Origin of the sequence: Enterobacter cloacae complex sp. IR5458 (assembly GCF_049238025.1) — a bacterium.
Taxonomy (GTDB): Bacteria; Pseudomonadota; Gammaproteobacteria; order Enterobacterales; family Enterobacteriaceae; genus Enterobacter; species Enterobacter kobei.
The window spans coordinates 98,131-111,177 of sequence record NZ_JBMKIF010000004.1; the positions used below are offsets into that span (position 1 = coordinate 98,131).

Here is a 13,047-nt window from a genome sequence, read left to right on the forward strand (position 1 = left end):
GCTTTTATCTAAGCAATTAAATTTTAAACGATATTTTCTAAAGCCGCGTTTCGCGTCAATTTGGGCGAAAGCCGCGTCTTCTCTCGCTTATCGCGTGTTTTCTAACTCTAATGCACATGGTTATCCACAGGAATAGTGGATAACTGCTTCCAGCCCGTGCAGAGTGCCGCTCGGCAAATTCCCGGATTTTCCCACGAGACGGCAACAAAAAATTTTTATCGCTATTTTTTGTCGATAAACAGTTGCGTCATTCATAACCACCTGATGTGATCTTGCTCACATTTCCGCCATTTTCCCCTGCACCACGACTCAACACCGCCAGCACCGTCGATGTGCAATTCCCGGTTTCCTTACCCCACTTAGTGGTGGAACATTCTTAAAAAAGCCGCTTTTTTAATCACTTCACGGTTTCTGGCAGGGGTTTTGCACAATCAAAAACCGAGCGTCACCGACACATTTTTAAGGAGAGAAAGATGTTGAGTCTGCGTGCAGTGAATCAGTTTTACGGAAGCCAACATACGCTATGGAACGTGGATTTAGATTTTCCGCAAGGGATGTGTACCGGCGTTGTTGGCCTGCCGGGGATGGGAAAAACCACCCTAATGAATTGCATCGCCGGGAAAGTGCCCGTGGATAGCGGCACCATCATCTGGCATGAAGCGGGTGCGCCGCCGCGTGATTTACTCAGCCAGACGGCCGAAGAACGTTCCGGACCGGGGATTGGCTATGTCCCGCAGGACAGGCGGATTTTTTCTCAGCTGACGATTGAGGAAAATTTGCACATTGCCATGCGGGCGATGGGGAAACCCGACCCGGCAGCGAAAAGTGAAGTGTACGAGCTCTTTCCCGAACTTTACGCGCTGCGTCAGACGCGAGGCAACGCCCTTTCGCCAGAGGCGCAGTATCAGCTTGCTCTGGCAAATGCGCTGGTCAATCGCCCGCGGATGTTGATTCTGGATGAACCTATGCACGGTGCCGGCCAGGGCTTTGCCCATAAGCTGGCACAGCTGCTGGTACGGCTAAACCGGGAGCTTGGGATGACGGTGCTGCTAGCGGAGCAGCAGCTGTCGTTTATCCGCCGGGTCGCGGATCGGTTTTGCATGCTCTACCGCGGACGTAACGTGGCACAGGGCCACGTTAACGAACTCAACGATGAGCTTATTGCCCACTGGATGTCGCTGGAAGCAAGACGCTGAGGTCAAGATACTGACCGGTTTCGGCCTGTTCGGCATCGTGCGCAAGCCAGGGGATCTCCCCCAGGAATGGCGCGGGGAGCACCCGTTTGAGGGTCGTCAGATACTCATGGTGTCGCTTGCCCGGCGTGACCACGTCGTTGGCTATCCAGCCCGCGAGACGCAGCCCTGCCTGCTGAACGGCCTGCGCCGTCAGCATGGCGTGGTTAATACAGCCGAGCTTGACGCCGACAACGAGTATGACCGGGAGTTGCTCGGCCTGCACCCAGTCAGCAAACGTCTGGTCCTGAGAGAGCGGCGTAAACCACCCGCCTGCACCTTCCACCAGCACCCAGTCGGCCTGGCTTTCCAGGGTTCGTAACCCGGCAGAGAGCACGGTAAAATCAATCGGACGGCCTTCATCGGCGCTGATAATGTGCGGCGAGGTCGGCTCGGCAAAGGTATACGGGTTCACCGCTGAATAGGCGAGTTCGAGCGTGCTGTTACGCTGAAGCGCCAGCGCGTCGGTGTTACGTAACCCCTCCGCCGTCATCTCGCTGCCGGAAGCCACAGGCTTATACCCGGCGGTGTTTTTCCAAAGCTTTCGCGCCGCCTGCAAAAGGGCAGCGCTGGCAACCGTCTTGCCCACTTCCGTATCCGTCCCGGTGACAAAATAACGTTCAGTCACGTTCAATAATCCCATGAAAAAGTTGATAAGAGAGCGGGAACTGGCCCCGCTGCTGCGGCCAGGCCAGCTCAAGGCGCTGCAGCTGGCCCCGGGTCAGCGGTTTTTTCTCGCGCCCGGCATGCAGATGCGTGGCGCCAATGCCCTTCAGCGAGCGCATCGCGCTTAAAGCATCGCTAAAATCGAGGGTGATGGTCTGCACCGTACTGCGATAGCACCAGCCTGCCAGGGCCTGCGTAACCTGCTCATATGACAAAAAGCGGTTGGCGTGCGGCTGTTCATCCACCGCCTGCCATGCCTGATTGAGCTCAGGTAACGAGCTTTCCAGTAGCGTGGTAAACGCCACCTTGCCGCCCGGGCAGGCGACGCGATAAAGCTCGCTCAACGCCTGCTGCAGGCTGCTGCACCACTGCACCGCCAGATGGCTCCAGACCAGATCGAATTGCGCGTCCGCCAGCGGAATCGCCTCGATATCCGCCACCAGATAACGATGCGCAGCCTGCTGCTGGCGCGCCTCATCCAGCATAGCGGGAGACAGGTCGATGGCCGTCACGTGACTTCCCGCCTCGCGCCAGAGTCGGCTATTCCCGCCGGGGCCGCACCCGGCGTCAAGCACCTGGTTAAAGCGCCTCTCGCCGAGCAACGTCATCAGCCCCTGTGCGCTCTGGCGCTGCAGTTCATCGTGCTGTGAATAGCTGCGCGCGGCCCGGCCGAACGCCGCCGCAATGGCCTGCTTATTGACTGGCAACATGCAGCGCCTCCAGAAGTGCAGCAATATCCTCGGTCTCGTGCGCCGCCGTCAGCGTGAGCCGCAGACGCGCCGTGCCCGGCGGTACGGTGGGTGGACGAATAGCCGTGACCCACATCTCCCGATCGCGCAGCGTTTGTGCCAGGGAGAGCGCCTGCGCGTTTTCCCCTACGATCACCGGCTGGATGGCACTTTGTGAATCAGTACTGCGGAAAGGAAGCGCCGCCAGTCCCTGACGGAAGCGGCAGATATGCTCTGCCAGCCGCTGGCGACGTTCCTCCCCTTCTGCGCTACGAATGACGGCCAGGGACGCAGACAACGCCACGGCCTGCGCCGGTGGCATGCTGGTGCTGTAGATCAGGTGCCGGGCAAACTGCAGCAGATAGTCTGCAACGGACTCGCTGCACAGTACGGCGGCGCCACTCACGCCAAAACCTTTGCCGAAAGTGACTATCAGCAGCTCCGGTCTGACGCCTTGCTGGTGAACACTTCCCCGCCCTTCATCACCCGTCACGCCGATACCGTGGGCATCGTCGACCAGCAGCCAGGCATGTTGCTGTCTGGCAGCCTCGTGCAGTACGGCAAGCGGTGCGCTGTCGCCGTCCATGCTGAATACTCCTTCCGTGACCACCAGCTGTTGCCCCTCGCACGGTTTATCCAGCAGCGCAGCGAGTTGCCCCGCATCGTTATGGGCAAAGCGGCGCAGCTGAGCCGGACTCAAACTTGCCGCTTCCAGCAGCGAGGCATGGCTTAAGCGGTCGGCGACAATGCGGTCGTCCTTCCCCATCAGGGCGGTAATCACCGCCTGATTGGCGGCAAAACCCGAAATAAACAACAGCGCGCGCGGGTAGCCCAGCCAGTCGGCAAGCGCCTCCTCCAGCGCCTGATGTGCCGGGGTGTAGCCGCTAACGTGCCCCGATCCACCGCTGCCCACGCCAAACCGCTCTGCCCCCTGCTGCCAGGCGCGAACAATAGCCGGATGCTGGCTAAGACCGAGATAATCGTTACTGGAGAAGTTACGGTAACGCCGACTGTCGCGGGTCAGAAAACGGCCTGCGCCGTTTTCGACCACCTTGCGGACGCGAAACGCATCAGTCGCCCGACGCTCGTCGAGCGCCGACTGGATACGTGCCTGCCAGGTCATACTGCTGCCGCGTTGTAGAACTGGTCGGTGTCGGCATTGAAAATCTGCTGCTCCAGCTGCTGCTGTTGCTCGTTATCGCCCGTCAGCACCTCGGTCTGATGCGGATTCAGCCCCAGCTTGCGGAACAGCTGAACGTCTTTGTCTTCCTCCGGGTTCGGCGTGGTCAGCAGCTTGCAGCCGTAGAAGATGGAGTTGGCCCCGGCCATAAAGCACATTGCCTGGGTCTGCTCGTTCATCTGCTCACGGCCCGCAGAAAGGCGTACATAAGAGGTCGGCATCATGATGCGCGCCACCGCGATAGTGCGAATAAAATCAAACGCATCCACGTCCTCGTTATCCGCCAGCGGCGTGCCTTTGACCTTCACCAGCATGTTAATCGGGACGCTTTCCGGCGGCGTTGGCAGGTTCGCCAGCTGCAGCAGCAGACCCGCACGATCTTTCACCGTTTCACCTAAGCCCACGATACCGCCGGAACAGACTTTGATCCCCGCGTCACGCACTTTGTCCAGCGTATCCAGACGCTCCTGATAGGTGCGCGTGGTGATGATGTTGCCGTAAAACTCCGGCGAGGTATCGAGGTTATGGTTGTAGTAATCCAGTCCTGCCGCCGAGAGGCGCTGCGCCTGTTCTTCGTTCAGCGTTCCGAGCGTCATACAGGCTTCGAGGCCCATCTCCTTCACCCCCTTCACCATCTGCTCCAGATACGGCATATCGCGATCGTGCGGGTTCTTCCACGCCGCCCCCATGCAGAAACGGGTCGAGCCGGCGTTTTTCGCCTTACGCGCGGAGTCGAGCACCTGCTCGACTTCCATCAGGCGTTCGGATTCAAGACCGGTTTTATAGCGTGCGCTCTGTGGGCAATATTTGCAGTCTTCAGGACAGGCGCCGGTCTTGATCGACAGCAGCGTGCTGACCTGAACATGGCGCGGATCGAAGTGCTGACGATGCACCTGTTGGGCTTCAAACATCAGCTCAAGGAGAGGTTTATTGAATAATTCAGTAACTTGCGACATCGTCCAGCGTGCGTGGTGAGCCATCGGGCTTCTCCAAAGGGTTTTGTTAATTTTCGGTTCGGTTTATACTCGTAAACCTAAAACTTTTCAAAATGGTTTACAAGTCGATTATGACCCAGGACGATCTCGCCTTCGACAAGCAGCATATCTGGCACCCTTACACCTCCACCACCCGCCCTCTTCCCGTCTATCCGGTGGCCTCGGCCCACGGCTGCGAGCTGCACCTTGCCAGCGGCGAACAGCTCGTTGACGGGATGTCCTCCTGGTGGGCGGCCATTCACGGGTATAACCACCCGCGCCTGAACACGGCGATGAAGGCCCAGATTGACCAGATGTCGCACGTCATGTTTGGCGGGATCACCCATCAACCTGCGGTGGATTTGTGCCGTCGCCTGGTGGCAATGACCCCTGAATCGCTGGAGTGTGTCTTCCTGGCCGATTCCGGCTCCGTGGCGGTGGAAGTGGCGATGAAAATGGCGCTGCAGTACTGGCACGCCAGAGGCGAAACGCGCCAGCGCTTCCTCACGTTCCGCAACGGCTATCATGGTGATACCTTCGGGGCGATGTCGGTCTGCGACCCGGATAACTCCATGCACAGCCTGTGGAAAGGGTATCTGCCGGAAAACCTGTTCGCGCCTGCCCCGCAAAGCCGCTTCGACGGCGAGTGGAACGAGATGGACATGGTTGGCTTCGCGCGACTCATGGCGGCACATCGTCATGATATCGCCGCCGTGATCCTGGAGCCGATTGTGCAGGGCGCAGGCGGAATGCGGATGTATCATCCGGAATGGCTGAAGCGTATTCGCAAGATGTGCGACCGCGAGGGCATTCTGCTGATTGCCGATGAAATCGCCACCGGCTTTGGCCGCACCGGGAAGCTGTTTGCCTGCGAGCATGCGGGTATCGCCCCGGATATTTTATGCCTGGGCAAAGCGCTGACTGGCGGCACCATGACACTCTCGGCCACCCTCACGACCCGTCATGTTGCCGACACCATCAGCGACGGCGACGCGGGCTGCTTTATGCACGGTCCGACGTTTATGGGCAACCCTCTGGCCTGCGCCGTCGCAAGTGAAAGCCTCGCCATACTGGAGAGCGGCGAGTGGCAGACGCAGGTCGCGGCGATTGAAGCGCAGCTGAAAGACGAGCTGAGCGCCGCCTCGGGTGCCCATTTTGTGGCGGACGTGCGCGTGCTGGGCGCCATCGGGGTAATTGAAACCACGCATCCGGTGAATATGGCGGCGCTGCAGCGCTTCTTCGTTGAGCAGGGCGTCTGGGTGCGGCCTTTCGGCAAGCTGATCTACCTGATGCCGCCGTATATCATCACTGCTGAGCAGCTGCGTAAGCTCACCGCTGCGGTAGTCGACGCGGTCAACATACCTGCGCATTTCACGATTTAGCCCTATGCGTTACACTTCGAGAACGAGTGATTAACGAGGGTAAACCGTATGAAAATCATCAGCAAAGATCTGCGCGACGGCGAAAAGCTGCCGGAACGCCACGTTTTCAACGGCATGGGGTATCAGGGCGATAATATCTCCCCGCACCTGGCGTGGGATGAGGTTCCGGCTGGCACGAAAAGCTTTGTCGTGACCTGTTACGACCCGGATGCGCCAACCGGCTCCGGATGGTGGCACTGGATCGTAGCAAACCTGCCTGCCGACACGCGCGTGCTGCCGCAGGGTTCCGGCTCCGGCCTGGTCGCCCTGCCGGAAGGCGCTATTCAGACGCGCACTGACTTTGGTAAAGCGGGCTACGGCGGCGCGGCGCCACCAAAAGGGGAAACCCACCGCTATATCTTCACGGTGCATGCGCTGGATGTGGACAAGATTGAGGTCGATGAAGGCGCGAGTGGCGCGATGGTAGGCTTTAACGTGCATTTCCATTCGCTTGGTAGCGCGTCGATTACGGCGATGTATTCGTAAAAAAAGCCGGGTGGCGGCTACGCCTTACCCGGCCTACATTTTGCACTCGTAGGCCCGGTAAGCGCAGCGCCACCGGGCACGAATCACAGCACGGAAGGTAGCAGCCCTACCAGCCGTCCCTCTTCCAGAAGCTGTATCGCTTTATCAATGTCCGGCGCAAAGAAGCGGTCGTCATCGTAATGCGATACGTGCTCACGCAGCGCCTGACGCGCCTGCTCCAGCAGCGGGCTGGATTTCAGCCCTTCACGCAAATCAATACCCTGACTTGCCGCCAGCCATTCCACCGCCAGCACGCCGCGGGTGTTGGCGGCCATCTCCCAGAGACGACGTCCGGCAGCCGGGGCCATCGAGACGTGGTCCTCCTGGTTCGCCGAGGTTGGCAGGCTGTCGACGCTGTGCGGGTGCGACAGCGCTTTGTTTTCACTCGCCAGCGCGGCAGCCGTCACCTGGGCAATCATAAAGCCCGAGTTGACCCCGCCGTTACGCACCAGGAACGGTGGCAGCTGCGACATATGTTTATCCATCATCAGTGCGATACGGCGTTCTGACAACGCGCCAATTTCGGCAATGGCCAGGGCGATATTATCCGCCGCCATCGCCACCGGCTCGGCGTGGAAGTTACCGCCGGAGACCACCTCGTTTTCCTGGGCGAAGACCAGCGGGTTATCGGATACCGCGTTGGCCTCTATCAGCAGTACCTCTGCGGCCTGGCGCAGCTGCGTCAGGCACGCGCCCATCACCTGCGGCTGGCAGCGCAGAGAGTACGGATCCTGCACTTTTTCACAGTTGTGGTGTGAATCCGCAATTTCGCTGGTGTCGGTGAGCACGTGGCGATACATGGCGGCGGCGTCAATTTGGCCGCGCTGGCCGCGCACCTCGTGGATGCGGGCGTCGAACGGACGACGCGAACCCAGCACGGCTTCGGTGGTGAGCGCGCCGCACACCACCGCCGAGGCAAACAGATCCTCCGCTTCAAACAGGCCGCGCAGCGCGAAGGCAGTCGACGCCTGCGTGCCGTTCAGCAGCGCCAGCCCCTCCTTCGCCGCCAGGGTGATCGGGGCTAAACCGGCTTTGTTCAGCGCCTCTTTGGCAGGAAGCCATTCGCCCTGCCAGCGTGCCTGCCCTTCCCCCAACAGAAGCAGCGACATATGCGCCAGCGGCGCAAGATCGCCGGAGGCGCCGACGGAACCTTTCGCCGGGATCCACGGATAGACGTCGGCATTAACCAGCGCCATCAGCGCCTGGATCACGCTCAGGCGAATGCCGGAGAAACCGCGCGCCAGGCTGTTGATTTTAAGCACCATCATCAGACGGACAATCTCGTCATCGAGCGGCTGGCCGACCCCCGCCGCGTGAGACAGCACCAGTGAACGCTGTAAGTTTTCCAGATCGTGCGTTGCAATGCGCGTTTGTGCCAGCAGACCAAACCCGGTGTTGATCCCGTAAGCCGTGCGCCCTTCGGCAACAATGGCCTCCACGCAGGCAACGCTGTCGTTAATGGCGGCGTGGGCACTTTCATCAAGCGAGAGCGTAACCGGCTGACGCCAGACGTTTCGCAGCTGTTTAAGCGTCAGGGAACCGGGCGTAAGTGTTAAGGCGTTCATTCATGATTTCCTTGTGTGGCAGGGATCATCGGCAGGTTTAGCCCCTGCTCTTTGGCACAGTCAATAGCAATCTCGTAACCCGCGTCCGCGTGACGCATCACGCCGGTGGCCGGGTCGTTGTGCAGCACGCGAGCGATACGCGCGGCGGCTTCATCGGTACCGTCACAAACGATAACCATCCCCGAGTGCTGGGAGAAGCCCATTCCCACGCCACCGCCGTGGTGCAGCGAGACCCAGGTCGCACCGCTGGCGGTATTGAGCAGGGCATTCAGCAGCGGCCAGTCTGAAACGGCATCCGAGCCGTCGCGCATGGCTTCCGTTTCACGGTTAGGGCTGGCAACGGAGCCGGAGTCCAGGTGGTCGCGACCAATGACAATCGGTGCGGAGACTTCGCCGCTGCGCACCATTTCATTGAAGGCCAGACCCAGTTTTTGCCGCCACTCCAGACCGACCCAGCAGATACGCGCCGGCAGGCCCTGGAAGTTAATGCGCTCGCGCGCCATGTCCAGCCAGTGGTGGAGATGTTCGTCATCCGCGACGATCTCTTTCACTTTGGCATCGGTTTTGTAGATATCCTCCGGGTCACCGGACAGTGCAACCCAGCGGAACGGCCCAATGCCGCGACAGAACAGCGGGCGAATATAGGCAGGCACGAAGCCCGGGAAGTCGAAAGCGTTCGTCACGCCCATCTCTTTCGCCATCTGGCGGATGTTATTGCCGTAATCGAAGGTCGGAATGCCCATCTTGCTGAAGGCCAGCATCGCGGAGACGTGTTCAGCCATCGAACGTTTCGCGGCGAGAACCGTGCCTTCCGGGTCGGTTTCCGCTTTTTGCTGATATTCTTCCCACGTCCAGCCGTTTGGCAGGTAACCGTGCAGCGGGTCATGGGCGCTGGTCTGGTCGGTGACGAGATCCGGGCGAACGCCGCGGGCGACAAGTTCAGGCAGAATCTCTGCCGCGTTGCCGCACAGGGCGATCGACACCGCTTTGCCTTCCGAGGTGTATTTTTTGATGCGCGCCAGCGCATCGTCGAGGTTATCAGCCTGCTCGTCGACGTAGCGGGTACGCAGACGGAAATCAATGCGGCTCTGCTGGCACTCAATGTTAAGCGAGCAGGCGCCAGCAAGCGTGGCAGCCAGTGGCTGCGCGCCGCCCATACCGCCGAGACCGGCAGTCAATACCCAGCGGCCTTTCAGCGAGCCGTTATAGTGCTGGCGGCCGGCTTCCACGAAGGTTTCGTAAGTGCCTTGCACAATCCCCTGGCTGCCAATGTAGATCCAGCTCCCGGCGGTCATCTGACCATACATCGCCAGCCCTTTGGCATCCAGCTCGTTGAAGTGTTCCCACGTCGCCCAGTGCGGCACCAGGTTAGAGTTGGCGATCAGCACGCGTGGCGCGTTTTTATGGGTTTTGAATACGCCGACCGGCTTGCCGGACTGTACCAGCAGGGTTTCGTCGTGTTCGAGATGAGTCAGGGATTTTACAATTGCGTCATAGCATTCCCAGTTACGCGCGGCGCGGCCTATACCGCCGTAGACCACCAGCTCGTGGGGGTTCTCCGCCACCTCAGGGTCGAGGTTATTCATCAACATGCGCAGCGGGGCTTCGGTGAGCCAGCTTTTGGCGGTAAGCGTGGTGCCGCGCGCGGCGCGGACATCCTGCTGGCGGTGTTTACCTGACGACATTGTGTGCTCCTCATAAAGGACAGATGATGCATTTAGATATACTTGTATAGACAAGCACACACAAGGTCAGATTTAACAAAAAAGATACAATTTTGTTATATTGCGTTAGCGATCACGCTTATAAAACTTATGACATAAAATGGCCCTGCAGCCGGTAACGGTTACCCGGGAAAAGCAGCCTGGCATGGGAGACAATCTGCGATGATGACCAGGTTCGACGGCGGATCAGCAGGCACGGATCGTGCTCTTTAATGCGCAACCGTTCACATTCCTGCGGCGTGGCGCGCACAGCCTCCACAATGTGTTCCCCTTCCGTCAGCGGTGCGACCAGCGAGAGGTACGCATGCGGCGTGGTTTGGGTGTAATCCTGGCTCAGATACTCCGGTATCCGCTCTGCGTTAACGCAGCGATCTTCAATCTGTACCGGAATGTCGTTCTCAAAATGCACCATCACGGAGTGGAAGATGCGGCTCCCTTCTTTAACATTCAGCTCGGCGGCCTGCTCGGCGCTCGCCTCGGTCTCTTCGAGCACCAGCACCTCGCAGCGGTGCTGATGATTTCGCGAGTGTATCTCATCGGCAATACTGCGGATTTCAAACAGCGCCGACTGACCTTTGGGCTCCGCCACGAAAGTGCCGACCCCCTGCAGGCGCACCAGAAGACCTTCATCGGTCAGTTCGCGCAGCGCCCGGTTGATGGTCATCCGGCTAAAACCAAATTGCGCCACCAGTTCGGCCTCGGACGGAATACGATCGTGAGGGCGCCAGACACCGGTAGCAATTTTTTCGCTGATAGCCTGCTTCACCTTTTCGTAGAAAGGCGCAGGAGGGCTCGACTGCGCCAGGGGCGAGCGTGAAAACATCATGACTCCTTAACTCGGGTTATGCCCACCAGTGAGCAATTTGCCAGGCCAGACGAGCGGCAAGCTTCGCGCCCTGTCCGTCCCTGTCGTACTGCGGGTTAAACTCTACCAGATCGGCGGCCTGCAGCTTACCGCTGCGACAGATTTGTTCGATAACCGGCAGAAGATCCAGCGCCGGTACCCCTAACGCCGCAGGGGCGGATACGGCAGGCATTTCGCTCGCCGGCAGAACGTCGAGGTCGATAGTCAGGTAGACGCGATCGGCCTGCGCCAGCACCTTTTCCAGCGCAGATAACGCATCGCGTCTGAAATGCCAGTCTTCCACCAGCGTGACGTTCAGGCGTTCCGCTTCATCCCAGAGTGCCTGCGTGTTGGCTGCCCGGCTGACGCCAAAGCAGGCGTAGCGAAACGCCCGACCGTGGTCCTCGCAGTAATGGGCCAGTTGACGAAACGGGGTACCGGATGTTGCACGCTCGGCCTTGCGCAGATCGAGATGGGCATCAAGATTAATCACCGCCACGCGCTCGTTCGGGAAGGCATCGAGAATGCCCCGACCATGCGCCCAGGCGGTCTCGTGCCCGCCGCCAAAGATCAGCGTGCGCATCCCGGACTGCTGGCAGGCCGTCACCGCATCGCTTAAAACCCGCTGTGCCGCTTCAAGTTCATCACCTTCGACATACACGGATCCCATATCCGCAAGCCGTTCGTGTCCCTGATGGCTGGCCATATTCGCCAGCGCGTTGCGCAGGATATCAGGGGCCTGCACGGCGCCAGGCCTGCCCTGATTGCGTTTAACCCCTGCATCGCATTCAAACCCGATCAGCGCGATGCCAGAGGAAAGCGGCGTAAACTGCGCCTGCTGCTGTATCGTCTGAAAAATACGCTTTGCATTGCTGGCCTCGGCGCTGTCGTCACGCCCCTGCCAGACCGTTTCGGCTACGGGCCGCCATAACCTCATACTGCCTCCCCACGGAAAATACGCTGATACAACGGATTGCGACCCGGTTCATAGACCATCTCAACCGGATGGTCAGCATCCCAGACGATAAAATCGGCCACATACCCCGCCTGCAATTGCCCGTGGGTTGCGCCGCGACCCAGCGCCTGCGCGGCGTGTCGCGTGACGCCAGCCCAGGCCTCTTCAGGGGTCAGGCCAAACTGGACGCAGGCCATATTCATCGCCAGGTGCAGGCTCGCAAACGGGCTGGTGCCGGGGTTATAGTCGGTGGCCACCGCCATCGGCACTCCCTGTTTTCTGAGCTGTTCAACCGGCGGACGCTGGCGCTCCTGAAGGAAATAGAACGCGCCGGGGAGCAATACCGCCACCGTACCGCTTTGCGCCATCGCCTGAATGCCTGCGTCGTCGAGATATTCGATATGATCCGCTGACAGCCCTTTATACTGGCTGACCAGCGCCGCACCGCCCTGATTAGACAGCTGCTCAACATGCCCTTTCACCGGAATACCCAGCGCGGTGGCGGCCTGGAAAAGGCGCTCGGTTTGCGACGGGGTAAAGCCGACGTTTTCACAAAACACATCTACCGCTTCAAATAACGCTTTTTGCCACAGCGTGGGCATGATCTGCTCGCAGACCAGCGTGAGATACGCATCCGGATCCTGTCGGTATTCCGCAGGGACGGCATGTGCCGCCAGAAGCGTCGGGCTAATCTCGACCAGATTACTCAGACTAAGCTGGCGAGCAACCAGCAACATTTTCTCTTCGGCATCCGCGTTAAGTCCGTATCCCGATTTAATTTCTATGGTCGTCACGCCTTCATTCATGAGACGCTCTAGCCGCTGCTGCGCCAGCTTCAACAGGGTTTCCGGCGAACTGTTGCGTGTCGCCGTCACTGTGGCGTTAATCCCGCCACCCTGCGCGCTGATGGTTTGATAAGAGACACCGTTCAGGCGCTGCTCCCACTCTGCCGCGCGGTCGCCGCCAAACACCAGATGGGTATGGCAATCAATCAGCCCCGGCGTCACCAGACGCCCCTGTAGATCGATGCAGTGACGGTGTCCGGAAGGAATGTCAGATTCAGGGATCACGGCCAGGATGGTTTGACCGCGCACGACCAGGGCGTGTTGCGCTTTCAGACCATAGGGTGCGGAGGCATCGGGAACCATCGTTGCCAGTCGCGCATTTCGCCATATTACATCGTCAGGATGAAGCTGCATGGGCATTCCACTTGTCATGGGTTGTATAGACATT

At 59.5% G+C, this 13,047-nt stretch carries 12 protein-coding genes; 3 read left to right on the forward strand and 9 right to left on the reverse strand.

The features are described from left to right. The first annotated feature begins 473 nt into the window (after positions 1–473). The gene (locus ACOTYN_RS04525) at positions 474–1,196 is read left to right on the forward strand and encodes an ABC transporter ATP-binding protein (RefSeq protein WP_071922460.1); all 723 of its coding nucleotides are present in this window, start codon (positions 474–476) and stop codon (positions 1,194–1,196) included. Here ACOTYN_RS04525 and bioD read toward each other — a convergent pair. The 4 genes from bioD to bioB are packed head-to-tail and all read right to left on the reverse strand — an operon-like array spanning position 1,159 to position 4,786. After that, entirely contained in the window at positions 1,159–1,860 is a 702-nt protein-coding gene (gene bioD / locus ACOTYN_RS04530; protein ID WP_071922461.1) for a dethiobiotin synthase, read from the reverse strand. The two genes, ACOTYN_RS04525 and bioD, sit on opposite strands and share 38 nt — an antisense overlap. Beyond that, on the reverse strand, positions 1,853–2,608 hold the full coding sequence (gene bioC, locus ACOTYN_RS04535; RefSeq protein ID WP_071922462.1) for a malonyl-ACP O-methyltransferase BioC: 756 nt from the start codon (positions 2,606–2,608) through the stop codon (positions 1,853–1,855). Before bioC ends, bioD begins: the two co-directional genes overlap by 8 nt. After that, on the reverse strand, positions 2,592–3,749 hold the full coding sequence (gene bioF, locus ACOTYN_RS04540; protein WP_014883073.1) for an 8-amino-7-oxononanoate synthase: 1,158 nt from the start codon (positions 3,747–3,749) through the stop codon (positions 2,592–2,594). The genes bioC and bioF overlap by 17 nt, the downstream gene beginning before the upstream one ends. After that, positions 3,746–4,786, reverse strand: a complete 1,041-nt coding sequence (bioB, locus tag ACOTYN_RS04545; protein ID WP_071922463.1) for a biotin synthase BioB — start codon at positions 4,784–4,786, stop codon at positions 3,746–3,748. Before bioB ends, bioF begins: the two co-directional genes overlap by 4 nt. Before the next feature lie 86 nt (positions 4,787–4,872). On the opposite strand from bioB, the gene bioA reads away from it, so the two are divergent. Then, complete coding sequence (bioA, locus tag ACOTYN_RS04550; protein WP_072093594.1) at positions 4,873–6,162, forward strand: adenosylmethionine--8-amino-7-oxononanoate transaminase; 1,290 nt, start codon at positions 4,873–4,875, stop codon at positions 6,160–6,162. Positions 6,163–6,210: 48 nt separating this feature from the next. Next, positions 6,211–6,687, forward strand: coding sequence for a kinase inhibitor (locus ACOTYN_RS04555; RefSeq protein ID WP_014883071.1), 477 nt, complete (start codon positions 6,211–6,213; stop codon positions 6,685–6,687). 83 nt (positions 6,688–6,770) lie between these two features. On the opposite strand, the gene hutH is transcribed toward ACOTYN_RS04555, so the two are convergent. The 5 genes from hutH to hutI all read right to left on the reverse strand — a co-directional run bounded on the left by hutH (position 6,771) and on the right by hutI (position 13,013). After that, positions 6,771–8,291, reverse strand: coding sequence for a histidine ammonia-lyase (hutH, locus tag ACOTYN_RS04560; protein WP_088126995.1), 1,521 nt, complete (start codon positions 8,289–8,291; stop codon positions 6,771–6,773). Beyond that, positions 8,288–9,976 (reverse strand): urocanate hydratase, encoded by a 1,689-nt coding sequence (gene hutU / locus ACOTYN_RS04565; protein WP_047625430.1) that lies wholly within the window; start codon positions 9,974–9,976, stop codon positions 8,288–8,290. The genes hutH and hutU overlap by 4 nt, the downstream gene beginning before the upstream one ends. A 127-nt stretch (positions 9,977–10,103) precedes the next feature. Next, positions 10,104–10,838 (reverse strand): histidine utilization repressor, encoded by a 735-nt coding sequence (locus ACOTYN_RS04570; RefSeq protein WP_014883068.1) that lies wholly within the window; start codon positions 10,836–10,838, stop codon positions 10,104–10,106. A gap of 19 nt (positions 10,839–10,857) precedes the next feature. Then, positions 10,858–11,796 carry a formimidoylglutamase gene (gene hutG, locus ACOTYN_RS04575; protein WP_045281107.1) on the reverse strand — a complete coding sequence of 313 codons (939 nt, stop codon included), beginning with the start codon at positions 11,794–11,796 and terminating at the stop codon, positions 10,858–10,860. Further along, positions 11,793–13,013 carry an imidazolonepropionase gene (hutI, locus tag ACOTYN_RS04580; RefSeq protein ID WP_045281108.1) on the reverse strand — a complete coding sequence of 407 codons (1,221 nt, stop codon included), beginning with the start codon at positions 13,011–13,013 and terminating at the stop codon, positions 11,793–11,795. The genes hutG and hutI overlap by 4 nt, the downstream gene beginning before the upstream one ends. Positions 13,014–13,047: the final 34 nt, after the last annotated feature.

What these genes read in the sequence shown, in the direction of transcription:
- bioF (WP_014883073.1), bottom strand. Translation starts at nt 3,749, where the DNA reads ATGACCTGGCAGGCACGTATCCAGTCGGCGCTCGACGAGCGTCGGGCG.
- bioC (WP_071922462.1), bottom strand. Translation starts at nt 2,608, where the DNA reads ATGTTGCCAGTCAATAAGCAGGCCATTGCGGCGGCGTTCGGCCGGGCC.
- hutI (WP_045281108.1), bottom strand. Translation starts at nt 13,013, where the DNA reads ATGCAGCTTCATCCTGACGATGTAATATGGCGAAATGCGCGACTGGCA.
- hutU (WP_047625430.1), bottom strand. Translation starts at nt 9,976, where the DNA reads ATGTCGTCAGGTAAACACCGCCAGCAGGATGTCCGCGCCGCGCGCGGC.
- ACOTYN_RS04555 (WP_014883071.1), top strand. Translation starts at nt 6,211, where the DNA reads ATGAAAATCATCAGCAAAGATCTGCGCGACGGCGAAAAGCTGCCGGAA.
- hutH (WP_088126995.1), bottom strand. Translation starts at nt 8,291, where the DNA reads ATGAACGCCTTAACACTTACGCCCGGTTCCCTGACGCTTAAACAGCTG.
- ACOTYN_RS04570 (WP_014883068.1), bottom strand. Translation starts at nt 10,838, where the DNA reads ATGTTTTCACGCTCGCCCCTGGCGCAGTCGAGCCCTCCTGCGCCTTTC.
- hutG (WP_045281107.1), bottom strand. Translation starts at nt 11,796, where the DNA reads ATGAGGTTATGGCGGCCCGTAGCCGAAACGGTCTGGCAGGGGCGTGAC.
- bioA (WP_072093594.1), top strand. Translation starts at nt 4,873, where the DNA reads ATGACCCAGGACGATCTCGCCTTCGACAAGCAGCATATCTGGCACCCT.
- bioB (WP_071922463.1), bottom strand. Translation starts at nt 4,786, where the DNA reads ATGGCTCACCACGCACGCTGGACGATGTCGCAAGTTACTGAATTATTC.
- ACOTYN_RS04525 (WP_071922460.1), top strand. Translation starts at nt 474, where the DNA reads ATGTTGAGTCTGCGTGCAGTGAATCAGTTTTACGGAAGCCAACATACG.